Annotated in this window: 23 protein-coding genes; 9 read left to right on the top strand and 14 right to left on the bottom strand. The window is 66.3% G+C overall.

The window, feature by feature from the left end; all coding sequences use genetic code 11:
• Positions 1–5: 5 nt before the first annotated feature.
• Positions 6–1,103, bottom strand: a complete 1,098-nt coding sequence (gcvT, locus tag AC5Y5W_RS05410) for a glycine cleavage system aminomethyltransferase GcvT (RefSeq protein ID WP_500022202.1) — start codon at positions 1,101–1,103, stop codon at positions 6–8.
• Positions 1,104–1,153: 50 nt separating this feature from the next.
• Between gcvT and AC5Y5W_RS05405 the strand changes: the two genes are divergently transcribed.
• Positions 1,154–2,260, top strand: a complete 1,107-nt coding sequence (locus AC5Y5W_RS05405; RefSeq protein ID WP_500022201.1) for an adenylate/guanylate cyclase domain-containing protein — start codon at positions 1,154–1,156, stop codon at positions 2,258–2,260.
• Positions 2,261–2,271: 11 nt separating this feature from the next.
• The gene (locus AC5Y5W_RS05400) at positions 2,272–3,795 is read left to right on the top strand and encodes a leucyl aminopeptidase (RefSeq protein ID WP_500022200.1); all 1,524 of its coding nucleotides are present in this window, start codon (positions 2,272–2,274) and stop codon (positions 3,793–3,795) included.
• Between the two features lie 12 nt (positions 3,796–3,807).
• On the opposite strand, the gene AC5Y5W_RS05395 is transcribed toward AC5Y5W_RS05400, so the two are convergent.
• From AC5Y5W_RS05395 to AC5Y5W_RS05380, 4 genes are all read right to left on the bottom strand, one after another.
• Entirely contained in the window at positions 3,808–5,244 is a 1,437-nt protein-coding gene (locus tag AC5Y5W_RS05395; RefSeq protein WP_500022199.1) for a phytoene desaturase family protein, read from the bottom strand.
• The gene (locus AC5Y5W_RS05390; RefSeq protein ID WP_500022198.1) at positions 5,241–5,705 is read right to left on the bottom strand and encodes an SRPBCC family protein; all 465 of its coding nucleotides are present in this window, start codon (positions 5,703–5,705) and stop codon (positions 5,241–5,243) included. Before AC5Y5W_RS05390 ends, AC5Y5W_RS05395 begins: the two co-directional genes overlap by 4 nt.
• Positions 5,706–5,794: 89 nt before the next feature.
• Positions 5,795–6,535 (bottom strand): hypothetical protein, encoded by a 741-nt coding sequence (locus AC5Y5W_RS05385; protein ID WP_500022197.1) that lies wholly within the window; start codon positions 6,533–6,535, stop codon positions 5,795–5,797.
• 15 nt (positions 6,536–6,550) lie between these two features.
• Positions 6,551–6,919 carry a hypothetical protein gene (locus AC5Y5W_RS05380; RefSeq protein WP_500022196.1) on the bottom strand — a complete coding sequence of 123 codons (369 nt, stop codon included), beginning with the start codon at positions 6,917–6,919 and terminating at the stop codon, positions 6,551–6,553.
• Positions 6,920–7,229: 310 nt separating this feature from the next.
• Here AC5Y5W_RS05380 and sucB point away from each other — a divergent pair, with 310 nt between their 5' ends.
• From sucB to AC5Y5W_RS05355, 5 genes are read left to right on the top strand one after another with little or no spacing between them, the layout of a single operon-like run.
• Positions 7,230–8,984 (top strand): 2-oxoglutarate dehydrogenase, E2 component, dihydrolipoamide succinyltransferase, encoded by a 1,755-nt coding sequence (sucB, locus tag AC5Y5W_RS05375; RefSeq protein WP_500022195.1) that lies wholly within the window; start codon positions 7,230–7,232, stop codon positions 8,982–8,984.
• Between the two features lie 4 nt (positions 8,985–8,988).
• Positions 8,989–9,900 carry a TIGR01777 family oxidoreductase gene (locus AC5Y5W_RS05370; protein ID WP_500022194.1) on the top strand — a complete coding sequence of 304 codons (912 nt, stop codon included), beginning with the start codon at positions 8,989–8,991 and terminating at the stop codon, positions 9,898–9,900.
• A 42-nt stretch (positions 9,901–9,942) separates the two neighbouring features.
• Positions 9,943–10,617: a lipoyl(octanoyl) transferase LipB gene (lipB, locus tag AC5Y5W_RS05365; protein ID WP_500022193.1), complete on the top strand. Its 675-nt coding sequence runs from the start codon at positions 9,943–9,945 to the stop codon at positions 10,615–10,617.
• On the top strand, positions 10,614–11,555 hold the full coding sequence (lipA, locus tag AC5Y5W_RS05360) for a lipoyl synthase (RefSeq protein WP_500022192.1): 942 nt from the start codon (positions 10,614–10,616) through the stop codon (positions 11,553–11,555). The genes lipB and lipA overlap by 4 nt, the downstream gene beginning before the upstream one ends.
• Positions 11,556–11,559: 4 nt before the next feature.
• Complete coding sequence (locus tag AC5Y5W_RS05355; RefSeq protein ID WP_500022191.1) at positions 11,560–12,312, top strand: DUF4191 domain-containing protein; 753 nt, start codon at positions 11,560–11,562, stop codon at positions 12,310–12,312.
• A gap of 20 nt (positions 12,313–12,332) precedes the next feature.
• Here the strand turns inward: AC5Y5W_RS05355 and AC5Y5W_RS05350 are convergent, their stop codons facing one another.
• Complete coding sequence (locus AC5Y5W_RS05350; protein WP_500022190.1) at positions 12,333–12,800, bottom strand: RDD family protein; 468 nt, start codon at positions 12,798–12,800, stop codon at positions 12,333–12,335.
• A gap of 202 nt (positions 12,801–13,002) precedes the next feature.
• On the opposite strand from AC5Y5W_RS05350, the gene glnA (AC5Y5W_RS05345) reads away from it, so the two are divergent.
• Complete coding sequence (gene glnA, locus AC5Y5W_RS05345) at positions 13,003–14,439, top strand: type I glutamate--ammonia ligase (protein WP_500022189.1); 1,437 nt, start codon at positions 13,003–13,005, stop codon at positions 14,437–14,439.
• A 5-nt stretch (positions 14,440–14,444) separates the two neighbouring features.
• Here glnA (AC5Y5W_RS05345) and AC5Y5W_RS05340 read toward each other — a convergent pair whose 3' ends face one another.
• Complete coding sequence (locus AC5Y5W_RS05340) at positions 14,445–15,707, bottom strand: hypothetical protein (RefSeq protein ID WP_500022188.1); 1,263 nt, start codon at positions 15,705–15,707, stop codon at positions 14,445–14,447.
• 214 nt (positions 15,708–15,921) lie between these two features.
• On the opposite strand from AC5Y5W_RS05340, the gene AC5Y5W_RS05335 reads away from it, so the two are divergent.
• Positions 15,922–16,410 carry a DoxX family protein gene (locus AC5Y5W_RS05335; protein ID WP_500022187.1) on the top strand — a complete coding sequence of 163 codons (489 nt, stop codon included), beginning with the start codon at positions 15,922–15,924 and terminating at the stop codon, positions 16,408–16,410.
• Here the strand turns inward: AC5Y5W_RS05335 and mddA are convergent.
• The 7 genes from mddA to glnA (AC5Y5W_RS05300) form a co-directional block, all read right to left on the bottom strand.
• Positions 16,407–17,195: a methanethiol S-methyltransferase gene (gene mddA / locus AC5Y5W_RS05330; protein ID WP_500022186.1), complete on the bottom strand. Its 789-nt coding sequence runs from the start codon at positions 17,193–17,195 to the stop codon at positions 16,407–16,409. The two genes, AC5Y5W_RS05335 and mddA, sit on opposite strands and share 4 nt — an antisense overlap.
• A gap of 106 nt (positions 17,196–17,301) precedes the next feature.
• Positions 17,302–18,432, bottom strand: a complete 1,131-nt coding sequence (locus AC5Y5W_RS05325) for an epoxide hydrolase family protein (protein WP_500022185.1) — start codon at positions 18,430–18,432, stop codon at positions 17,302–17,304.
• Positions 18,429–18,662 (bottom strand): hypothetical protein, encoded by a 234-nt coding sequence (locus tag AC5Y5W_RS05320; RefSeq protein WP_499899107.1) that lies wholly within the window; start codon positions 18,660–18,662, stop codon positions 18,429–18,431. The genes AC5Y5W_RS05325 and AC5Y5W_RS05320 overlap by 4 nt, the downstream gene beginning before the upstream one ends.
• Before the next feature lie 153 nt (positions 18,663–18,815).
• Positions 18,816–19,676 (bottom strand): TIGR03619 family F420-dependent LLM class oxidoreductase, encoded by an 861-nt coding sequence (locus tag AC5Y5W_RS05315; RefSeq protein WP_500022184.1) that lies wholly within the window; start codon positions 19,674–19,676, stop codon positions 18,816–18,818.
• The gene (locus AC5Y5W_RS05310; protein WP_500022183.1) at positions 19,673–20,284 is read right to left on the bottom strand and encodes a PaaI family thioesterase; all 612 of its coding nucleotides are present in this window, start codon (positions 20,282–20,284) and stop codon (positions 19,673–19,675) included. The genes AC5Y5W_RS05315 and AC5Y5W_RS05310 overlap by 4 nt, the downstream gene beginning before the upstream one ends.
• A gap of 30 nt (positions 20,285–20,314) precedes the next feature.
• Complete coding sequence (locus tag AC5Y5W_RS05305; protein ID WP_500022182.1) at positions 20,315–23,293, bottom strand: bifunctional [glutamine synthetase] adenylyltransferase/[glutamine synthetase]-adenylyl-L-tyrosine phosphorylase; 2,979 nt, start codon at positions 23,291–23,293, stop codon at positions 20,315–20,317.
• A 27-nt stretch (positions 23,294–23,320) separates the two neighbouring features.
• Positions 23,321–24,661 (bottom strand): type I glutamate--ammonia ligase, encoded by a 1,341-nt coding sequence (gene glnA / locus AC5Y5W_RS05300; protein WP_499884204.1) that lies wholly within the window; start codon positions 24,659–24,661, stop codon positions 23,321–23,323.
• Positions 24,662–24,669: the final 8 nt, after the last annotated feature.

The following is a 24,669-nucleotide window of genomic DNA, read 5'->3' as shown; positions in this document are numbered from 1 at the left end:
GGGCGCTAGCGAGTTTTCGGTTCGACGAATGGGGGTCGGACCACTTCGCATTCGACGGCGCGGCCACGGACGTCGACGTTCACACGCTGACCGTCCTGGACATCTGCGTCGGTGTCGATCAGCGCCAGTGCGATACCGACTTTCAATGTCGGTGAAAATGTTCCCGACGTGGTGATGCCAACCTTGCGGTCACCGTCGCTCACCGTCAGGTCGGGCCGCAGCACACCGCGACCGACTGCGCGCAGCCCGCGCAGCACCCGCCGAGGACCCGCCGTCTTCTCGGCCAGCAGCGCGTCGCGGCCAAAGAACGCGTCCTTCTTCCAGCCGATCGCCCAGCCGCAGCGGGCCTGCAGTGGCGAAATATCGGCCGACAATTCGTGGCCGTGCAGCGGATAACCCATTTCGGTGCGCAGCGTGTCGCGGGCGCCCAGGCCGGCCAGTTGACCGTCGGCTCGGCTGACCGCGGCCACCAGCGCATCGAACACCACACCCGCCGACTCCCACGGCGGCAACAGCTCATAACCGTGCTCACCGGTGTATCCACTGCGGCACACCCGCACCGGCACGCCGGAGAGCGCCGCATCGGCATATCCCATGTAGTCCATGCCGGTCGGTAGCCCTAATTCGTCGAGAACCTCGGTCGAGCGCGGGCCCTGCACCGCCAGCACCGCATAACTGCGGTGCTCGTCGCTGATCGTGAGCTCCGCCGGGGCAGCCTGCTGCAGCGCGGCAACCACCGCGGCGGTGTTGGCGGCGTTGGGCACCAGAAAGATCTCGTCATCGGCGACGAAATAAGCGATCAGATCGTCGATGACGCCACCGGATTCGGTGCAGCATAACGTGTATTGCGCCTTGCCCGGCCCGATGCGGCCCAGGTCGTTGGTGAGCGTGGCGTTGATGAATTGCGCGGCGCCCGGCCCGCGCACCGACGCCTTGCCCAGGTGGCTGACGTCGAACAGTCCGACGCCTGTCCGGGTGGCGGTGTGCTCGCTGACCGTACCGGCATACGACACCGGCATCAGCCAACCGCCGAACTCGGCGAAGCTGGCGCCCAGCTCACGGTGGCGGTCTTCCAGCGGTCCGTGCTGCAGCTCTTCGGGCATTCTGCGCCGCTCCTCCTCATCGCCGCGCTCTGCATATCGCGGCGCGCACGATGCCCCACACTAATCAGGTGGTCAATTTTGATGCGCTGGAAGCTGCCGGACTCGCCGATGCGCGTAAACGGGCACCGCTCATCCACTACCTCGATGACCTCGGGTTCACCGCAGGCGACATGGTCGAGGCCGAGCGTCGCGGCCGCCTGTTCGGGCTTGCCGGTGACGTGCTGGGCTGGTCGGGCCCGCCCGTCTACAGCCTGCAAAGCGCCGCCGAGGTGCTGAGCGTTCCCGTCGAGGATGTCGAGCAGGCCTGGACGATGCTCGGCCTGTGCGTCGCGGGCCGCGACACGCCGGCGTTGAGCCAGGCCGATGTCGATGGTCTGGGAACCTGGTTCGCGATGCGGGCGCAGTTTGGCGACCCCGTCGACGGCTTCCTGCGGGTGCTCGGCGTGACGATGGCCCGGCTGGCCGAGGCCGAGTCGTCGATGATCCGGCTTAGCCTGCCCGACGTGTGGCTCGGGCACACCCAGGACGAACTGGCCACCGCGCAAGCCTGGCGTACGACCACGGAGCTCATCCCCCGTATTGGCGCCATGATCGACGCCGTGCACCGCCACCACCTGGTCAGTGCTCGAACGTTCCTCGAGGGTCTCGGCGGGGGCCCGTCGGCGAGCATGGTGTGCGGTGTCGGTTTCCTGGATCTGTCCGGCTTCACTGCGCTGACCCAGCTGCTCACGCCCGCCGAGTTGTCGACTCTGCTCAACGGCTTTTCCGCCAATGTCTCCGATGTGGTGCACGCCGACGGCGGGCGGGTGGTCAAGTTCATCGGCGATGCCGTGATGTGGGTGAGCCCGAGCGCCGAACGGCTGGCCAGGGCGGCGGTCGATCTCGTCGGCCACCCCCTGGCGCGGGAAACCGGACTACAGGTGCGCGCCGGCCTGGCTTACGGGGCGGTGCTGGCCATCAATGGCGATTACTACGGCAACGCGGTGAACCTGGCCGCCCGGCTGGTTGCTGCTGCCTCACCTGGCCAGGTCCTTACCGCCGCGGATGTCCATGCCGAATTGCCGGACTGGCCGGTGATCGAGCAGGAACCCTTGACACTGAAAGGTTTCGACGAGCCGGTAACGGCGTACGAGTTGAGCCTGTCCACCGGTCGTTAAGGTGGTGCCCTGTGAGCACCGAACCCGGCTACCAATCCCCCGCAGTCACTGTTGCCTCTTCGCTACCGCGGCGCGGCGCCGCTTCGGCCGTATTGGTCGTGCCGGTCGTCTCGACCGGTGACGAGGACAGGCCCGGCGCCGTCGTCGCCGCAGCCGAGCCGTTCCTGGACGCCGACGCCGTCACCGAGATCGAGGGCGCCCTGCGAGCGCTGGACGCCACCGGCGGCAGCGAACAAACCAATCGGCTGGTCGTGAAGTCGCTGCCGGTGGCCAGTGTGCTTACCGTCGGCCTGGGTAAGCGTCGCGACGAGTGGCCCGCCGAGATGATTCGCCGCGCTGCGGGCGCGGCGGCGCGCGCGCTGGGCGGCACCGAGGCCGTCATCACCACCCTGAGCGAGCTGGACCTGGCCGGCGCCGTGGAAGGGCTGATCCTGGGCGGTTACCGCTTCACCGACTTCCGCAGCGGCAAGACGGCGCCGAAAGACCGCGGTCTGCGCAAGCTCACCGTTCTCGCCACCGCCAGGGCCGCCAAAACCGAAGCCTCGCGCGCGGCGGCCGTCGCGACCGCCGTGGCCACCGCCCGCGACTTCGTCAACACACCCCCGAGTCACCTGTTTCCCGCCGAATTCGCCAGCCGGGCAAAGGCTTTAGGGCAGTCGGTCGGCCTCGAAGTTGAAGTGCTCGACGACAAGGCGCTGCACAAGGCGGGCTACGGCGGAGTGATCGGGGTGGGCAAGGGCTCGTCGCGCCCGCCGCGGCTGGTGCGGTTGCGCCACCGCCCCCAAACGCAGGGCCAGCCCAAGCGGGTCGCGTTGGTCGGCAAGGGCATCACCTTTGACACCGGCGGCATCTCGATCAAGCCGGCCGCCTCGATGCACCACATGACCTCCGACATGGGCGGTGCCGCCGCCGTCATCGCGACAGTGACGCTTGCCGCGCAACTCGGATTGCCCATCGAGGTGATCGCCACCGTGCCGATGGCGGAAAACATGCCGTCGGCGACCGCGCAGCGGCCCGGTGATGTGCTGACCCAGTACGGCGGCACCACCGTCGAGGTGCTCAACACCGACGCCGAAGGCCGGCTGATTCTGGCCGACGCCATCGTCCGCGCCTGCGAGGACAACCCCGACTACCTGATCGAGACGTCGACGCTGACCGGCGCGCAGACGGTGGCGCTGGGTGCCCGTACCCCCGGCGTGATGGGCAGCGACGAGTTCCGCGACCGGGTAGCCGCCATTTCGCAGGCCGTCGGCGAAAACGGTTGGGCGATGCCGCTTCCCGACGAACTCAAGGATGACTTGAAGTCGACGGTGGCCGACCTGGCTAATGTCAGCGGGCAGCGCTTCGCCGGGATGCTGGTGGCCGGGGTGTATCTGCGCGAGTTCGTCGCCGACGGGGTGGCCTGGGCGCACATCGATGTGGCCGCCCCGGCGTACAACACCGGTAGCCCGTGGGGTTACACGCCCAAGGGCGGCACCGGTGTGCCGACCCGCACCATGTTCGCGGTGTTGGAGGACATCGCCGCCAACGGTTAGGGCATCGAGTTCCTACCGCAAGTCGGTCCGCAGGGCGCCGCGCGCGGCCAAATACCCGGGCATGCCATGCACTCCCGGGCCAGGCGGTGTGAAGGATGAACAAAGGTAGGTGCCGCGGCGCGGCAACCGGTAGGGCCGCAGTCTGGTGGCCAGGTTCACGACGTATCTCAGCGGATCCTGAAAGCCTCCGTTGATCACTCCGCCGCACATGTTCGGATTGTGGGCTTCCTGCTGCTGGGCGGTGGTTGTCACCTTCTTGACGATCCTGTCTTTGAAGCCGGGCGCGAACCGTTCGATCTGATCCCCGATCGCTTCGGACATGTCCACCGTCGACCCGTTCGGCACATGGCAGTAGGTCCATACCGTCTCTTGCCCGGCCGAGGCGCGCGTCGAGTCGAAATGGCTCTGATTAGCAAGCAGGACAAAAGGTTTCGGCGCATGCCAGCCTTTGTTCACCATCGACTCGCCTGCGGCGACCTGCTGCAGCGTGCCGCCAAGGTGGACGGTTGCCGCACCCTTGCACTCGTCGGCCCGCCATGGAATTGGGCCATCCAGTAGGTAGTCGACCTTGCAGAGGCCCGGGCCATACCGGTAATTGGAATACAGCCGCCGATACCAGGTCGGCAAGCTGTCGCCGAGGATGGTTGCCACCTGCGTCGGGGACACATCGAGCATCAGCACCCGATGGGCAGGCACGTCCGACAGTCGCCTGACCCAGTGACCAAGGCGGATCTCGCCGCCAAGATGCTCGAAATACCCCAGTAGCGCATCGGCAATCTTTTGCGATCCGCCACGAGGCATCGGCCAACCAGTTCGGTGCGCGCTTACCGCGAACATCATGCCCGCCGCAGCGGTACCGACGAGAGTGAGCGGCATGAAGGAGTGTGCGGCCATGCCGGCAAGGAGGGCGGGCGCCCTCTCGTCGGTGAAATGGCGCTTCGAGAAGCCGACGATCGATGCCATCCCGAAGCGGGCGAACTTGGCGACGGTCAACGGATGCTTGGGCGGGAAGGGGTCGAGGATGCTGTCGAATAACTCAATTCCATTGGACACCAACGGAGTCAGCAAATCCTCGTACGCCGCCCTGTCGGCGCCCATTGCGGCGGCCGCCTTGCTGACGTCACGGTAGAGCGGGACGGCGGTGCCGTCATCAAGCGGGTGGGCAGCCTCGATCGGTGCAAATATCCATTCGAGACCGAAATCTGCCAGCGGCCAACGCCGAAACGCCGGCGAGGCCATCGCCAGCGGGTGTATCGCTGAGCAGATGTCGTGCACCGATTCGTCATCGGTGACATGCGCGGAACGAGTGCCCCCACCCGGAGTGTCGGAACCTTCCAGGATGAGGACTCGTCGGCCTGCTTCTGCCAGCGTCACTCCGGCAGCAAGTCCATTCGGCCCGGATCCGACCACCACCGCATCGAATTGGTCAGCGGCCATGTCTGCGGTCACTTCACCTGACTGGGCTCTAACCGTTCCGCAAGTGCGGCCAGCCGCAAGATGCACTCGCGGTTGCGAGGATGGATGGCCACCAGTGTCAACCGGTCGGGGATGAGGTTGACTGCCCCCTCGGCGGGCACCTCAATCATCTCCACCCGGCACCCATCCGGAATCTCGGCCAGGCGCATCGTGATTTGTGCTGCGCCGAGCGGGCCCAGCCCGGCGCGCAGCACCAACTCCTGCAACGGCGCACAGCTCTCGACCGACGTCTGGTCGTCGATCACCAATGGCCACACCCCGATCGAGTGTCTGATGGCCGTGCCAGGCTGTGGCCAGTCCGAGTCGACGGCACGGGTGCGGCTGTTGCCGACCACCCACTGGCTATAGGTCCATCCGTCGGCCAGCACCTCCCAGACCCGCTGGCAGGACGCATGCACATCTCGAGTCGCGGACAGTTCTCGTGTCGCCATCATCGCCGAGGTCCTTTCGCATCAGGCCGACCCCTGCGTATACCCCCGACAGTGATCACCGACGCGTCAGAACCCGCCGCGATCTGCGATGGCTAACGGTGCAGCGTTGAGCGCTGAAACCAGTTGACCTTTTGCCGCCACGCCAACGCCGACGTGACCGCGAAGACGGCCCCGCACATGCACGCGAAAAACCACACCAGGCCCGCGGTTGCCGGGCATTGAAACGGCGGAATCAGCGCAGTGGTGAACCGCACCACGCACGCCATGATTCCGCTGACACACGCCACCAAATAGACGGTGGCGATGCGCCTTGACCGCGGGTCTTTGCGCAGGACCAGCAGTGCGCGTGCGCCATACCCCAGCAGGTAGGCGAGTGTTGCGCACAGCAGCAGCCAGTACACGCTCAGCCAGAAATCGGTGGGCAGCGCGAAGAAATCACGCGCATACGTGTTGCTGCCGCAGCTGATCGAAAACGTCGCCAGCAGCAGCGGAATACACAGCGTGGCCGGCCGCTCGACATACTGCTTGAACGAAGCCTGCATGGCGTCGTCGTCGGCGAGGCGGCCAAGGGCGTTATAGACGATCGCCGACGCGGCGACGACATAACAGTCGTGCCCGAGGTAGTTCTGCAGATTCCACTCGCCGGTGATGTCGTGCAGGGCGACCCCGACCGTATCCGCCGCCAGGGGCGACATCAGCGCAACCGCGCAGCCCTGCAACGCGATGTTGAGCGTGGCAGCCACCTCCCAGCGGCAGCGCCAGGTGACGCGTCGTATCCACAGGCTCCACGAAATAGCTGCGAGCGTGATGACGATGAGAGCGGTGAGTGCCATGGCGACCGCGGTGCTCTACAGCGGCGGCGCGTCGAGACGGGGCCGATATTCCTCGACTCTGGGACGCCTTTTCGCCGTGACTACCGCGGCGTCCGTAGCGATCTGCAACGGGTAGCTCAGTCCACCGATCTCTTCGGCCAGCGAGGTGACCTCTTCGGGATCGATGAACCGGTAACGAGTCAGCAGCTCGGCCCGGTTGATGCCAAGGTTGGCGGCGGCCCGGCGAAGGTTGTCCGCCGTGATCAGGGTTCCTTTGTCCAGCTGGTCGTAGTAGGTGGACCGCGGCAGCTCCATCGCGGTCCAGATCTGCTCCCTGCTCAGGGGACGGCCTGCCAGGTAGGAGAGAACCGTGGCGAGGTCTTTGCCGGTGTCGTCGGGGTACACGCCGAGCAGCTTATCCAGCTTTTGGATCCGACTTTTAGACTTTTCACCACGCAGATGCCATTCATTTCGGTGCCAGCGTCACCGACGTCCGACTTCCAGATGCTCCGTCCCGGAAAGTGCACGGTCGACGTCGCGCAATGATGTCCGGCCGGCACCCCCGCAGCGCATTCTGCCCTGGGCGCGTGGCGGCAACGCCGTAGTGACAGGATGGTTTCGACATCCAGTTGGGTGCGCACCCCGGCTACCTTGGCGTTGGTAAGCCAGCGGTCGCCCCGTGCCGACCGACCGATCGATCGAGGAGTCAACAGAGATGGCCTTCTCAGTCCAGATGCCGGCACTCGGTGAGAGCGTTACCGAGGGGACGGTCACCCGCTGGCTCAAGCAAGAAGGCGACACCGTCGAAGTCGACGAACCACTGTTGGAAGTCTCCACCGACAAGGTCGACACCGAGATCCCCTCGCCGGCGGCCGGTGTGTTGACCAAGATCGTCGCTCAGGAAGACGACACCGTCGAGGTGGGCGGTGAGCTGGCCATCATCGGCGGGGCCGACGAAGGTGCACGCGAGCAACCTGCCCCGGAGGCACCGCCCGCGCCGGCTGCCGAGCCGCAGCCGGACGCTCAGCCGGAGCCCAGGGCCGAGGCCGAGACCCAACCGAAGCCGCAGCCGGCCGCAGCGTCGTCCAACGGCGAGGGGGGCGCCACTACCCCGGTACTGATGCCCGAACTCGGTGAATCGGTTACCGAAGGCACAGTGACCCGTTGGCTGAAAAAGGTCGGCGACACCGTGGACGCCGACGAGCCGCTGGTGGAGGTGTCCACCGACAAAGTCGACACCGAAATACCGTCGCCGGTGGCCGGGACGCTGGTCAGCATCACCGCCGAGGAGGACGTCACGGTCTCGGTCGGCGGGGAGCTGGCCAAGATCGGGACCGGCGCACCCGCGCCGGCCGCCGCCCCGGCGCCCGAACCGCAGGCACCGCCCGCCCCCGCACCTGAGCCGCAGCCCCAACGCGAGCCGGCGCCGGCACCGCAAGCGCCCGCGCCGAAACCGCAGCCGGAACCCGAGCCCGCGCCCACGCCGGCACGACCACAACCCGACGCCGCACCGGCAGCCAGTACCCCCAGCGCTCCCTACGTCACGCCGCTGGTGCGAAAGCTGGCTGCGGACAACAACATCGACCTGGATCAGGTCAGCGGCACCGGGGTAGGCGGACGCATCCGCAAACAGGACGTGCTCGCCGCCGCCGAAGCGAAGAAAGCACCGCCGCCACCGCCGGCAGCGCAGGCCCCCGCCGCCGCGGCAGCCCCGACATCGCCTGCACCCACGCCGGCGCTGGCGCATCTGCGTGGAACCACGGCGAAGGCCAGCCGGATTCGCCAGATCACCGCTGCCAAGACCCGCGAATCGCTGCAGGCCACCGCTCAGCTGACCCAGACTCACGAGGTCGACATGACCCGGATCGTGGCGCTACGGGCCAGGGCCAAAGCCGCGTTCGCCGAACGCGAGGGCGTCAACCTGACCTTCCTGCCGTTCATTGCTCGCGCTGTGATCGACGCGTTGAAGACACACCCGAACATCAACGCCAGCTACAACGAACAGACCAAGGAGATCACCTATTACGACGCCGAACACCTCGGGTTCGCCGTCGATACCGAACAAGGTCTGCTCTCCCCGGTCATCCACAACGCGGGCGATCTGTCACTGGCCGGGCTTGCCCGCGCGATCGCGGATATCGCCGGCCGAGCGCGCTCCGGAGACCTCAAACCCGACGAGTTGTCCGGCGGGACGTTCACCATCACCAATATCGGCAGCCAGGGCGCACTGCTGGACACCCCGATTTTGGTACCGCCGCAGGCCGCCATGTTGGGCACCGGCGCCATCGTCAAGCGGCCGCGGGTCGTCGTCGATGACACCGGCAACGAATCCATCGGGGTGCGGTCGATCTGCTATCTGCCACTGACCTATGACCACCGTCTGATCGACGGTGCGGACGCCGGACGTTTCCTGACCACGATCAAGCATCGGCTCGAAGAGGGAGCGTTCGAGGCCGACCTGGGGCTGTGACGGGATGGCCAAGTCAGTCATCGCGATCGCGGGTTCGTCCGGGCTGATCGGCTCGGCTCTGGTGGCGGCGCTGCGCAGCGCCGACCACCGGGTGCTGCGGATCGTGCGCAGAGCGCCGGCGAACGGCGGCGAAATCCGCTGGGATCCCGCCAGCGGCGAGTTCGACGCCTCAGCGCTGCGTGGTGTCGACGCGGTGGTCAACCTGTGCGGGATCAACATCGGAGCGCGACGCTGGTCGGGCGCCTTCAAACAAGAGCTGCGCGACAGCCGCATCACGCCGACCGAAGTGCTGTCCGCCGCGGTCGCCGACGCCGGTGTCGGGGTGCTCATCAACGCCAGCGCCGTCGGCTACTACGGCAACACCAAGGACCATGCCGTCAACGAAACAGATTCGGCTGGAGCGGGTTTCCTGGCGCAGTTGTGCGAAGACTGGGAAGCGGCCACCTCACCTGCGCAGCAGGCCGGCGTTCGCGTAGTGCTGGCCCGCAGCGGATTGGTGCTGTCCCCGTCGGGCGGTGCGCTGCGCAGGATGCGACCACTGTTTTCGGTGTGCCTCGGCGCCCGGCTGGGCAACGGCCGCCAGTACATGTCGTGGATCAGCCTCGAGGACGAGCTGCGGGCGCTGCAGTTCGCCATGGCCAATAGCGCACTGTCCGGGCCGGTGAATCTGACCGGGCCCGCCCCCGTGACGAACGCGGAATTTACTGCGGCGCTGGGCCGCGCCGTGCATCGGCCCACGCCGTTGATCATGCCGGGGTTCGCGGTGCGGGCCGCACTTGGCGAATTCGCCGACGAGGGCCTGCTGTGTGGTCAGCGGGTGATCCCGAGCGCCCTCGAGCGCGCCGGCTTCCAGTTCGACCACAACACCATCGGTGAGGCGCTGCGATACGCCACCACGCGCCCGGCCGCGGCGTGATCCCGCCCGCCGGCGTGACGGCGCCCGAGTAGCCTCGCCACTGTGAGTTCCATCCGGTCCAGTCCGGCCCCGATCGAAGTTCGCCAGCTGGGCTGCCTGGACTACCGGGCCGCATGGCAGCTGCAGCGCGAACTGGCCGACGCCCGGGTGGCCGGCGGCGCCGACGCGCTGGTGTTGTTGGAACACCCCTCGGTTTACACCGCCGGCCGGCGCACCTTGCCGCACGAACGCCCGGCGGACGGCACACCCGTCGTCGACACCGACCGCGGCGGCAAGATCACCTGGCACGGCCCGGGACAACTGGTCGGCTATCCGATCATCGGACTGGCCGAGCCGCTCGACGTGATCAATTACGTTCGGCGGCTTGAGGAGTCGCTGATCGCGGTGTGCACTGGCCTCGGCCTGTCCGTGACCCGAATCGACGGCCGCTCCGGGGTGTGGGTCCCCGCCGGCGGCGGCCGCCCCGCGCGCAAGGTCGCCGCCGTCGGAGTCCGGGTTTCCCGGGCGACGACGCTGCACGGCTTTGCGCTCAACTGCGACTGCGACTTGGACGCGTTCGCGCGGATCGTCCCTTGCGGCATCACCGACGCCGGGGTGACGTCATTGTCCGCCGAATTGGGCAGCCGGATCGGCGTCGAGGACGTTCGCGCCTCGGTTGCCGAGGCGGTATGTGACGCGCTCGACGGGAGGCTGGCCCGCGTAGCATCGGCATCGTGACCATCGCTCCGGACGGCCGCAAACTCCTGCGATTGGAAGTGCGCAACGCGCAAACCCCGATCGAGCGCAAGCCACCGTGGATCAAAACCCGCGCCCGGATGGGTCCGGAATACACCGAGCTGAAGAAGTTGGTCCGGCGTGAGGGCCTACACACCGTGTGCGAAGAGGCCGGCTGCCCGAACATCTACGAGTGCTGGGAAGACCGCGAAGCCACCTTCCTGATCGGCGGCGAGCAGTGCACCCGTCGCTGCGACTTCTGTCAGATCGACACCGGCAAGCCAGCTGCTCTGGACCGCGACGAGCCACGGCGGGTCGCCGAGAGCGTGCAGGCGATGGGCCTGCGCTATTCCACGGTCACCGGTGTCGCGCGCGACGACCTGCCCGATGGCGGCGCCTGGCTCTACGCGGAAACCGTGCGTGCCATCAAGGCACTCAACCCGTCCACCGGTGTCGAGTTGTTGATCCCCGACTTCAACGGCGAACCGGACCGGTTTCAGCAGGTGTTCGACTCTCGTCCAGAAGTATTGGCGCACAACGTCGAAACCGTGCCACGAATCTTCAAGCGGATCCGGCCGGCATTCAGCTATCAGCGCAGCCTGGACGTGCTCACCGCGGCACGGACATTTGGCCTGGTGACCAAGAGCAACCTGATCCTCGGGCTGGGCGAAACGATCGAGGAGGTACGCACCGCGCTGGTCGATCTGCACGACGCCGGCTGCGAGATCGTCACGATCACGCAATACCTGCGTCCGTCGGCACGCCACCACCCAGTCGAGCGCTGGGTCCGGCCAGAGGAATTCGTCGAACTCTCCGAATATGCCGAACAGCTCGGCTTCGCCGGGGTGCTGGCAGGCCCGCTGGTGCGATCGTCATACCGGGCCGGGCGGCTCTACCAACAGGCTATGCAGGCACGCCCGGCCGGCCCCGCCGTATCCTGAAGCCATGGCGAAATCCCGTAATGCAGCGGCGAATAAAGCCGCCAGAGCCGAGGCGAAGGCGGCCCGCAAGGCCGCCGCCAAGGAGCGTCGCAGCCAGCTGTGGCAGGCGTTCACCATGCAGCGCAAAGAGGACAAGCGCCTGCTGCCCTACATGATCGCCGCTTTCGTGCTGGTCGTGGGGCTGTCGGTGGCAGTCGGCGTGTCCGCCGGCGGGTTCACCATGGTGATGATGATCCCGCTGGGCATCGTGCTGGGTGCGCTGGTCGCGTTCATCATCTTCGGTCGGCGTGCCCAGCGGTCGGTGTACCGCAAGGCCGAGGGGCAAACCGGCGCGGCGGCCTGGGCGCTGGACAACTTACGCGGCAAGTGGCGGGTCACCCCTGGCGTGGCCGCTACCGGCAGCTTCGACGCCGTGCACCGAGTGATCGGTCGCCCCGGGGTCATTCTGGTCGCTGAGGGGTCGGCGACCAGAATCAAGCCGCTGCTGGCACAGGAGAAGAAGCGCACCGCGCGGCTGGTGGGTGAGACACCGATCTACGACATCGTCGTCGGCAACGGCGACGGCGAGATTCCACTGGCCAAACTCGAGCGCCACCTGACCCGGCTGCCGGCCAACATCACCGTCAAGCAGATGGACTCACTGGAGTCCCGGCTGACCGCACTGGGCTCACGCGCCGGCGCCGCCACCTTGCCCAAGGGCCCGATGCCCAGCGCAGCCAAGATGCGTGGCGTCCAGCGCACTGTGCGCAGGCGCTAACGCCCAGCGCCGCGATAGACCTAGCGCCGCACGACCGCCGTGCCGGTCACCCGGTCCTGCAGACCGCGGCCGTCGACGTCGACGAACAACGCGGGAATGACGACCGCGATCATCAACCCTCGCAACGCGGCACGTCCAAGCCCGACGTGCATCCGCCCATCGACGGACTGCACCCGCAGTCCGAGCGCAAACTGGCCTGGAGTGAACTGAAACAACCGCACCGCGATCATGCCGAGCACCAACCAGATGACCAGGACCGCGGTCGAGAGTTGGCCCGGCGTGACGAGCCCGAACGTCAGACCGAGCGCGGCGAGCCCGTAAGCCACTAACCAGTCGACGACTAGTGCCGCCACCCGGCGCCCGCTGCGGGCCAGTGAGCCTGGCCCGTGTTTCGGCAAATCGATCGTCTCGCCGGGGTATTGCCGCTGCTGACCGTCGGAATTCAGCGGCCCGGGACCGGATAGCCAGGATGCGATGCTGCGGGCCATGGCCCCACAATAGGCATCGGCTGGCACGGACCCGGTTTCGACGGCCGCCAACCGGATCGCGTAACGTCAGCGCAACACGAGGTTGACTGCCGGGCAACATCGCCTCCTTAGCGTCTGATCGGGCCACCCGTCACGGCCAGTAGAGGAGAGCGCTTCAATGACCGCAGTCGCACCAATGCCCGTAGTGAAGGAGAGCGCCTCGGTGTCCGAAAAGACGGCCGACGACATCAGCAAGCTCATCGCTGACGAGAAGGTCCAGTACGTCGACGTCCGTTTCTGCGATCTGCCCGGCGTCATGCAGCACTTTTCGATTCCGGCTTCGGCGTTCGACCAAAGCGTGTTCGAAGACGGGCTGGCCTTCGACGGGTCGTCGATCCGCGGTTTCCAGTCGATCCACGAGTCCGACATGATGCTGCTGCCCGACCCGGACACCGCGCTGATCGACCCCTTCCGGGCGGCCAAGACGCTGAACCTCAGCTTCTTCGTGCACGACCCGTTCACCCGGGAGCCGTACTCGCGCGACCCGCGCAACGTCGCCCGCAAGGCGGAGAACTACCTGGCCAGTACGGGTATCGCCGACACCGCCTTCTTCGGCGCCGAGGCGGAGTTCTACATCTTCGACTCGGTGTCCTTCGATTCGAGCATCAACGGCTCGTTCTACGAGGTGGACTCGGTCTCCGGATGGTGGAACACCGGCCAGGCCACCGAGGCCGACGGCAGTCCTAACCGCGGGTACAAGGTCCGCCCCAAAGGCGGTTACTTCCCGGTGGCGCCGACCGACCAATACGTCGACCTGCGCGACGAGATGACCACAAACCTCATCAATGCGGGTTTCACCCTTGAGCGCGGTCATCATGAGGTCGGCAGTGGCGGCCAGGCGGAGATCAACTACAAGTTCAACACACTGCTGCACGCGGCCGATGATCTGATGCTGTTCAAATACATCATCAAGAACACCGCCTGGCAGAGCGGCAAGACCGCCACGTTCATGCCCAAACCACTGTTCGGGGACAACGGCTCCGGGATGCACTGTCACCAATCGCTGTGGAAAGCGGGCAGCCCGCTTTTCTACGACGAGTCGGGCTACGCCGGTCTGTCGGATACTGCTCGCCACTACATCGGCGGCATTTTGCACCACGCGCCGTCGCTGTTGGCGTTCACCAATCCGACGATCAACTCCTACAAGCGACTGGTGCCGCACTTCGAGGCGCCCATCAACTTGGTGTACAGCCAGCGCAACCGGTCGGCGTGTGTGCGCATCCCGATCACCGGCAACAACCCCAAGGCCAAGCGGCTGGAGTTCCGCTGCCCCGACTCGTCGGGCAATCCCTACCTGGCGTTCTCGGCGATGTTGATGGCCGGTATCGACGGCATCAAGAAGCGGATCGAGCCGATGGCGCCGGTGGACAAAGACCTCTACGAGTTGCCGCCGGACGAAGCCGCCAACATCCCGCAGGCGCCCACGCAGTTGGCCGACGTGATCGACAATCTGGAAGCCGACCACGAGTACCTCACCGAGGGCGGTGTCTTCACCACCGACCTGATCGAGACGTGGATCTCCTACAAGCGCGAGAACGAAATCGAGCCGGTCAACGTCCGGCCGCATCCGTACGAATTCGCGCTCTACTACGACTGCTGATCGCGCTAGGGGCCCGGCGGCCCGATCTGCCCGCTGCTTCCGCGACTGATCCCCCAGGCCACACCGCATACGGCGATCGCCAACGCGCCGTAGATCAGCGCCTGCGGCCACCAGGGTCGGGCGGGCTGCGGGGGCTCCGCAGCGGCCAGCGCCACCAGGAAGCTGCCATTGTCGGTCGGCCCGGCCCCCGGTAGCGACTGAGTCTTGGTCACTCTGATCTGGGCGTTGCTCTCGGGATCGTTGACCTGGCCCCACGCCAGCGTGGAGTCGTCAAGAAGGAAGGTGTCCCTGCTGCCCGGGGGTTGGCTGTCGTCGTGGCCCACCACCTTCACTTGGCCGACTTTCACGGTCTTGTCCTCGGCCGGGACATACGCCGCGACGTTTTGGTACACCTCCGGCGGCGCCGCCGGGATGTAGTCGGGTGGCGGTGGGCCCTGCCAACCCTCCGGCGGTATCCAGGCGCCGCCGTAGAAGCTGCCCGACACTACATAGCTGTCGCCGACCGCGGTGAACGGGAACAGGCCAAGGGCCGCGACGTCGAGCACGATCCGGCCGCCGGCCGGTAAGTAGGCCTCACGGTGTTCGCCGTTGTACAAGTAGCGGAACGTCATCGCCTCATCGAGCGGGTTGTACAGCGTCGGGCGGTGGTACTCGTCGTAGTCGATGTAATCCCAATGGCGGGGGCGCACCAGATCCCGGAAGCCGACTTTGACGACGTCGACGTTGCCGCGGTGGTCGTTGACCACATTCTGCACTTGGCGGTCGAAGTCGGCGATCTGCAGCATCGGGTTGCGTGTGCTGAAATCAATCCGCGTCGCCGGTGCGGCTTTGGCAGCCGCGATCGCCTGCGGTGACGCATCCAGGTCTTTCGGTGCCGTCACCAGCGCGTACCGCGGCGCCCCCGGGGCCGGCGGGTTGATCTTCGGCCCCGGAATCGTCCGCAGGGGCGGCGGCTTCGGCAGAACTTCCGGGGGTTGCGACGGCGGCGCGGGGGCGACCGGGACTACGGGAATCGGCACGGGCGGGGCCTGGGGAATCGGCGCGGGTGCCCTGGTCGCTGGCGCCGGACGCGGCGGCGCGGCCTCGTAACACGAGCGCGGCGACGGCAGACGATATTGCGCCACCCAGCGCAGGCAGTCGTCGCAGAACTTGGGATTGGCCCCGGCGCCGGCACATGGCGCCGCCTGCGCCACCCCGGACGTGGCGGCTACCGCCGAGAACGGTGCGAAAGCCAAGACAGCTGCCGCCACCATCCCGAGGGCTTTCATCTCGTGACCTTTCCGGAACCGCGCTGCCTGACAGCTGAGACCACCGAGATGCGGACGGGTAGCGGCGGCTTTGCCGTTATCTGAGACAGTGTTGCACTTTCTCTCTTGGCCACGAAATCGCGACTCGACCGCGATTCGCAGATGAGTACATCGTGTGTACCCGAGCCCGATGCGGCTCGTTTCCAACATAGCCGCGCCGCCGTATTGTCGGCGCATGACGCGCAATCTGGAGAGCCGGCTCAATACGCGTTCACCGTCGGCAGTGGCGGTGTTTCGAGTGGTGTTGGGGCTGCTGTTCTTATGCCACGGGCTGTCCAAGCTGATCGGCTGGCCGGCAGGGCCGGTGATCCCGGTCGGCGAATGGCCGGTCTATTACGCGGGTTGGATCGAATTGATCACCAGTGTGCTGATCATCGTCGGCCTGTTCACTCGGGCTGCTGCCTTCGTCGCCTGCGGCGAGATGGCCGTCGCCTATTTCACTGAGCACCTGCCGTACGGATTTTGGCCGCTCACCAATCACGGCGAACTCGCCGTCGTGTACTGCTTTGCTTTTCTGCTATTGATCTTCATCGGTGGCGGCGCGTACGCATTGGATGCGCGTCGTACCGGGGCCGGTTGGCGGGGGTTGCAGACCCGTTGGCGAGGGCCGCGGCGGATGGCACGACGCCCGCGGCTCGGTCGGATGTCTTCTCCGCGACGCTAGGAGGGCTCCGCCATGCTCGACGTCGGATGGTGTGGGCGTCGGCGCGGATACGGCAGCAGCATCGGCACCTCTTGGCGATAGCTGCGGTATTGCGCGCCCAGCACCGCCACTAGATCGTGTTCCTCGAACTGCACCGCGATCAGAATGTAAGCCGTGGTGGCGACGGCAAAGAGGAGATGGCCGGCCGTCATTGTCGGCGCCGCCCAGAAGGCGATGATGAAGCCCAGCATCAACGGGTGGCGCACCAAGCTGTACAGCATCGGCGCACGAAAACCAATGTCGCTCTGCGGTTTTCCCTGCCAGACCGCATACACCTGACGCAGGCCGAACAAATCGAAATGACTGATCATGAAGCTTCCCGCAAACACGACCACCCAGCCGATCCAGAACACCACCCAGACCACCAGCCGACCGGCTTGGGAGCCGATGTGCCATATTTCGGCGGGCATCGATCGCCACTGCCAGTACAGCAAGAACAGCACCAAACTCGACAGCAGCACATATGTGCTTCGTTCCAGCGGCTCTGGCACGATGCGGGTCCACCATCGCTTGAACACCGGTCGCGCCATCACACTGTGCTGGACCGCGAAGAGCCCGAGCAACAGCAGGTTCACCACAATCGCCTGCCCAACCGGAGCGGCGATGGCGTGATCGACAGTGCGCGGCACCACGATGTTGCCGACGAAGCCGATTGCGTACAAAAAACTCGCGACAAACGCCAGGTAACTCACCGCGCCGTAGCTGATCGCCAATGTGCGGTTGACCCTCGTCGGTGACTGCGTCATGTTCGTGCACCTCCCGCAGGGTTGTCCTCGCCGGAGAGTTATCAGTATCCCGCCAGTCTGCAGAAGCGCAATAGGGTAACCGGCTACCCGAATCGCCGACGTCTGACTATCGGAAGTTCGCAAAGAACGCACGAACGTCGTCGACGAAGAGGTCGGGCTGCTCGAAAGCGGCAAAATGCCCGCCGCGCGGCATCGTCGTCCAGTGCGTGATGTTGTAGATGGCCTCACACCAGTGTCGGGGCGCGGGAAGGATTTCCCGGGGAAATGCGGCGACGCCGGTGGGCAGTTCGACCCGGTCGAACTCGCCGAACCTTGGGAAACTCTCCCAATACAACCGTGCTGAGGACGCGCCGGTCGCCGTCGCCCAGTACAACATCACGTTGTCGAGAAGCTCATCGCGGCTCACCACATTTTCCGGGTGTCCGTCGCAGTCCATCCACGCCCAGAACTTCTCGACGATCCAGGCCAGTTGTCCCACCGGCGAATCGACCAGCCCATAACCCAGCGTCTGCGGCCGGGTGGATTGCTGCTTGGAATAGCCGGTGCCCCACCGGCGATGGTGGGCGACCGCCGCCAGCGCTCGTTGCTCGTCGTCGGTGGGATCGCTGATTGCCTCCGCCGGAGGCCGGGCGATCGGCATGTTCAGGTGGATGGCGATGCAGTCGCCACGATTGCGGCCCAGTTGGGTGGTGACCGCGGCACCCCAGTCACCGCCCTGCGCGCCGTAGCGGTGGTAGCCGAGGCGGCCCATCAACGTCGCCCACGCCTGCGCGATGTTGTCGACACCCCATCCGGTCGTCGTCGGCTTGCCGGAGAACCCGTAACCGGGAAGTGAAGGGCAGACGACGTGGAATGCGTCCTCGGGGCGGCCCGTCGTCGGGTTGACCAGCGGCTCGATCACCTTGTGGAACTCCACGATCGAACCGGGCCAGCCGTGGGTGATCAGCAGCGGCAGCGCATCGGCATGCGGTGAGCGTTGATGGATGAAGTGGATGTCCAGCCCGTCGATTTCGGTGATGAACTGATCGAAGCGGTTCAGCGCAGCTTCGCGAGACCGCCAGTCGTATCCGTCGGCCCAGTAGGCGGCCAGTTCACGGGTGTAGGCCAAGGGCATACCTTGGCTCCAGTCCTCGACGCACTCGGCTTCCGGCCATCGGGTGTGCGCCAAACGTGTCCGCAGATCGTCGAGGACTTCGCTCGACAGGTCGATGCGGAACGGCCTGACTTCCGGCGTCACAGAATTCGACGAGGTGACCTGCCCATGTGATAGCCGGACGGAAACGACATCTCGATCACCCGAAGCCGATCATTGGCTTTCGACTCGAGTTCAAGGACAACGCAACTCTCGCCGATGGCTTTGGATTCGAGAACGGTGTAGTGCTGACCGCCACCTTGGACATCGGTGATCGGGTCACCTGAGCGCAGTGCCTCGACGGGCACCAGTTCGGGGGTTCGATGTGCCTCCACGCTGGTAACGCTAAGGCAAACGGGCGAGCAAAGGAATGCTTTCTCAGCCTTTCGACGCCCACAAGTGGCTCGACGTCCCTACGACGCGGGATGGCGATCGTCGCCGACCCCGATACGCACGTCGCCGCCATGAGACTTGCGCGACTGGCCGTCTCACTCGTCGAGCCGCAAATCCTTACGGAACCGCCGCATGCCGTCGACCTTCTCGGCCAGGGTGGCATCCGGCCCGGTGTAGAACATCCACGGCATGGTGAGGATGCCGCTAATGCCGGCCTCGGTGGCCCGCTGGTAATCGGCGACGGTCAATGCATCGGTGAGCGGCGTCAGAATCGTGAAATCATCCATCGACAAACCATTTTCGGCCCGCAATGCACGCAGCCGGTTCGCGGCCTCGATCGCACGATCCGTTTTGATCAGGTCTCCTATCCAGCCGTCGTGGCGCGCCGCGCGCCGCAGTGCGACTTCGCTGAGCCCGCCGACGTACACCGGTATCGGCGGCGGTGTCGGCTCCATTTCCAGCCGCGGTGTCCGGTAGAACTGGCCCTCGAACTCCGTCCAGCCCGGGCTCCATAGCGCGGCCATCAACTCCAGCATTTCGTCGGTGCGCTTGCCGCGGTCTTCGAATCGCTGCTCCATCAACGCGAATTCGTCGGCGCACCAGCCAACGCCCACACCGAGTTCCACCCGGCCGTCGGCCAGGCAGGCGGCGGTACCGATGGCTTTGGCCGTCGCATAGGGATTTCGCATCGCCGGGATGTAGACGGTGGTGACGAACCGCAGCCGGGTCGTCACCTGCGCGAGCGCGCCGACCAAAACCCACGGGTCAGGCCACGGGGTGAACGGCTGCCACCGTCGCTCGCCGTCTTTGGTGTAGGGGTAGGGCGTGCTCAGCGTTTCCAGATTCACGATGTGATCGGGGATACCGATACCGTCGTAGCCCAGGTCGTCGGCGGCCTTGGCGATTTCGACGATCTCGCCGGTGCTCAGATAAGCGCTGCTGATGTAGAACTTCATCCGACTTCCCGCGCCCAGGCCGGCTTGACGAAGACCCCTTCCGCTTCGGCGGTGATCCCGTCGCCGTCGGAGAGGTGCCCGCGGGCAATGGTTTTGACGCCTTCGACGCGCTCGATGGTGGCTTCGGCGCGAAGCCTGCCCAGTGGAGTGCCGCGCAGATATTTGACGGTGATGGTGCCGGTGAACAATGGCTTGGTCAGTCCTTCACTGGCTGCCTCGCCCAGAATGTGGTCGAGCACAAGGGCGCAGATGCCGCCGTGCACCAGGCCCGGCGGCCCCTCATAGGCCAAGCCCAGCGAGAATTCGCTCCAACATCTGACGCCGTCTGGGTCATGGTGAATGGTCAGGGGCGGCGAAATCGGGTTGCGCATCCCGATCACAGCGTTGCCCCACGCCAGTGGGCGCCCGTCGACGGCGTAGCGCACGCCTTGCGGTTCGTCGAGTTGGCTGCTGCGCAGTGTCCGAGTCACCGCTTGAATCGCGGTTCGCGCATCATGCACGGTGTCCCCGTCGACCTGGGTACGAAGCGTGGCGTCGATGAGGTCGCGCACCGCATCAGTCAGCGGACCATACAACGCCGTCAGCCGCGTATGCTCCTGGGCGCTCATGACCTCGTAGGTAATGTTCAACTGGCCTCCCTAGTCACCGAACACCTTGCGCACCACTGCTTTTGCACGTCGAGTCACCCGCAGATAGTTGTCCAGGAATTCGCCGCCGTCGCCGTTGCGCCAGCCGGCGGCCACCGCGACGGCATTGAGCTGTCGTCCCGGCCCGGGTAACTGGTCGGTGGGCTTGCCGCGCACCAGCACCAGCGCATTGCGGGCCCGGGTCGCCGTCAGCCAGGCTTCCCGCAGCAGCTCCACGTCGTCGGCGGCAATGAGTTCGGCCGCCGCGATGACATCCAGACTCTGCAGCGTCGAGGTGTTGTGCAGCGCCGGGATAGCGTGCGCGTGGCGAAGCTGCAATAGCTGCACGGTCCACTCGATGTCGGCAAGCCCGCCGCGCCCCAGCTTGGTGTGGGTGTTGGGGTCGGCGCCGCGCGGCAGTCGCTCGGCGTCGACCCGGGCCTTCATCCGCCGAATTTCACGCACCGCTTCGGCCGACACCCCGCCGTCGGGGTAACGCGTTTTATCGGCCATCAGCAAAAACCGCTGGCCGAGTTCCGCGTCGCCAGCCACCGCGTGCGCCCGCAGCAGCGCCTGGATCTCCCACGGCTGCGCCCACTGCTCGTAGTACGCGGAGTAGGACGCCAACGTCCGGACCAGCGGACCGTTGCGGCCTTCCGGGCGCAGGTTGGCGTCGACCTCCAACGGCGGGTCGACGCTGGGCGTCCCCAGCAGCGCCCTTACCTGCTCGGCGATCGACACCGACCAGCGCACCGCCGCCGAATCCTCGACACCGTCAGCCGGCTCGCAGACGAACATCACGTCGGCATCGGAGCCATAGCCCAGTTCGCGACCGCCCAGCCGGCCCATGCCGATCACCGCAAAACTGGCGGGGGCGGATCCCTGCTCGGGAAGGTTCACCCGGATCACCGCATCCAGGGCGGCCTGTAGCACCGCCACCCATACCGAGGTGAGTGCGGCGCAGACATCGGTGACTTCGAGCATGCCGAGCAGGTCGGCCGAGGCCACCCGGGCCAGCTCGCGCCGGCGCAGGGTGCGTGCTGCGGCGATGGCCCGGATCGGGTCGGCATGCCGGCCGGCCGACGCGATCAACGCGCCGGCCACCGCCTCGGGCGAGGTTTCGAGCAGCTTCGGGCCGGCCGGCCCGTCGCCGTATTGCTGGATCACTTCCGGGGCGCGCATCAGCAGATCCGGCACGTACGCCGAGGTGCCCAATACATGCATGAGCCGCTTGGCCACTGCGCTGCTGTCCCGAAGCGTCGACAGGTACCACCGCTGATCGACCATCGCCTCGCTGACCCGGCGGTAGGCCAACAGCCCGCTATCCGGGTCAGGAGTGTCGGAAAGCCAGTCCAGCAGTTTGGGTAGCAGGACCGCTTGAACCCGTCCGCGCCGTCCGCTCTGGTTGATCAGCGCCGACAGGTGGCTCAGCGCGCTTTGCGGACCGTCGTAGCCGAGCGCCGCCAGCTGGCGCTCGGCGGCCTCCGGCGTCATGCCGTGGGAAAACTCCAGTGCCGCAGGACCAATCGATTCCAGCAGCGGCTGGTAGAACAACTTGGCGTGCAGCCGGGACACCCGCAGGTTCTGGCGTTTGAGCTCCTCGCGCAACACCCCGAGTGCGTCGTGGCGCCCGTCGGGCAGGATGTGGGCCGCGCGCGCCAACCAGCGCAGCGCCTCGTCGTCGTCGAGGGCGGGCAGCAGGTGGGTGCGCTTGAGCCGCTGCAGCTGCAGCCGGTGCTCCAACAGCCGGAGGAACTCATAGGAGGCGGTCAGGTTCGCGGCATCGTCGCGCCCGACGTAGCCGCCGCGGCCCAGTGCGCTCAACGCGTCCACCGTGGAAGCCACATGCAGTGACTCGTCACTGCGGCCGTGCACCAGTTGCAGCAGCTGCACCGCGAACTCGACATCACGCAGCCCTCCGCTGCCGAGCTTGATCTCGCGGCTGCGGACGTCGGCCGGCACCAGTTGCTCCACCCGCCGCCGCATCGCTTGCACTTCGTCGACGAAATCCTCGCGTTCGCAGGCGCTCCACACCATCGGCATCAACGCAGCCAGGTAGCTCTCCCCCAGCTCGGGATCGCCGGCGGCGGGCCGGGCCTTGAGCAATGCCTGAAACTCCCAGGTCTTGGCCCAGCGTTGGTAGTAGGCGACGTGTGAGTCGACGGTACGGACCAGCTCACCCTGCCGGCCCTCCGGGCGCAGGGCGGCGTCCACCTCGAAGAAAACCTCGGATGCCAGCCGCATCATCTCGCCCGCGACCCGTTTGGTCGCTGCGTCGGCGTGTTCGCCGACGAAGATCACGTCGACGTCGCTGACGTAGTTCAGTTCACGGGCACCGCATTTGCCCATCGCGATGACCGCCAGCCGGGGCGGGGCGTCCGCACCGCAGACGGTGGATTGGGCCACTGCCAGCGCCGCCGCCAGCGCGGCATCGGCGATATCGGCCAGGTGAGCGCCGACAGCCGTGAACGGCAACACCGGCTCGTCCTCGACAGCCGGTGCCAGATCGAGTGCCGCCAGCACGAGCAGCCGGTCACGATAAAGCGATTGCAGCCGCTCCATGATTGGGACGGTTGAGGTTTCGGTGACGCACTCGGTGAAGCTGCGACGCAAGTCCTCAGCTGACGGCAACGTCACGGTGCCCTCCGAGCCGGCCAGCAGACGCCACGACTGCGGGTGGGCGACCAGGTGGTCCCCCAATGCCAGCGAGGACCCGAGCAGCGCCAACAACCGGCCCCGCAGCCCGCGATCGGTCAGCAGCGCGGCGTTGAGTTCATCCCAACCGGCGTCGAGGGCCTCGGACAACCGAACCATCGCGGTCAGCGCAGCGTCGGCATCCGGCGCGCGCGACAGCGACCACAACAAGTCGATATGTGCGTCGGTGTTCCAGCCCAGCTGTGCCAAGTTGGCACTCGCCCGAGAATCGACCAACCCGAGCCGGCCCACGCTGGGCACTTTCGGGCGCTGCGTGGCGGGTTGGCTCACGACCACGACGGTAGCGCACGCACCGGAGCGCGTTTACAGCGAAAGGTAAGTCTTCAGCTCGTAGGGCGTGACGTGGCTGCGGTAGTTCGCCCACTCTCGGCGCTTGTTCCGCAGGAAGAAGTCAAATACATGCTCCCCCAACGCTTCCGCAACCAGCTCAGATTGCTCCATAGCCCGCAGGGCATGATCCAGACTGGCCGGCAGCTCGCGGTAGCCCATCGCGCGGCGTTCCTCGGGTGTCAGGTCCCACACGTTGTCTTCTGCTTGCGGTGCCAGCGCATAGCCCTTCTCCACCCCGCGCAGCCCTGCGGCCAGTAGTACGGCGAACGTCAGGTAAGGGTTGCAGGCCGAGTCGGGGCTGCGCACCTCGATGCGGCGCGACGAGGTCTTGTGCGGGCTGTACATCGGAATCCGAACCAGCGCCGACCGGTTGGCCGCCCCCCACGACGCCGCGGTGGGTGCCTCACCGCCGTGCACCAGCCGCTTGTAGGAGTTGACCCACTGATTGGTGACCGCGCTGATCTCGCAGGCGTGTTCGAGGATTCCGGCGATGAACGACTTTGCGATGCCCGACAGCTGCAGCGGATCGTCAGGGCTGTGGAACGCGTTGACTTCACCCTCGAACAGGCTCATATGGGTGTGCATCGCCGAGCCGGGGAACTGCCCAAAAGGCTTGGGCATGAAGGAGGCCCGCACGCCCTCCTCCAGAGCGACTTCCTTGATCAGATAGCGGAAGGTCATCACGTTGTCGGCCATCGACAGCGCGTCGGCGAAGCGCAGGTCGATCTCCTGCTGGCCGGGGGCTCCTTCGTGGTGGGTGAACTCCACCGAAATGCCCATCGACTCCAAGGCTTCGATGGCGCGGCGGCGGAAGTTGGACGCGGAGTCGTGCACGGCCTGGTCGAAGTAGCCGGCATCGTCGGCCGGCACCGGCGGCTGCCCATCGTCTGGGCCGGGCTTCAGCAGAAAGAATTCGATCTCGGGATGCACGTAGCAGGAGAAGCCGAGATCGTTGGCCTTGCCGAGTTGGCGTCGCAGCACATGCCGCGGGTCCGCCCAGGACGGCGACCCGTCGGGCATCGTGATGTCGCAGAACATCCGCGCCGAATGGTGGCTGCCGGCGGTGGTGGTCCAGGGCAGCACCTGGAACGTCGACGGGTCGGGATGCGCGACCGTGTCGGCTTCGGAGATCCGGGAGAAACCCTCGATCGCCGACCCGTCGAAGCCGATGCCCTCTTCGAAGGCACCCTCGAGTTCGGCCGGGGCGATCGCGACCGACTTGAGGTAACCGAGCACGTCAGTGAACCACAGCCGGACGAACCGGATATCCCGTTCCTCCAGCGTGCGAAGCACGAATTCCTTCTGTCGATCCATGATGCGAA

The organism is Mycobacterium sp. NGS51 (assembly GCF_059812525.1).
Note: the sequence above shows the minus strand (reverse complement) of the source record. Positions and strands in the feature narration are given on the sequence as shown.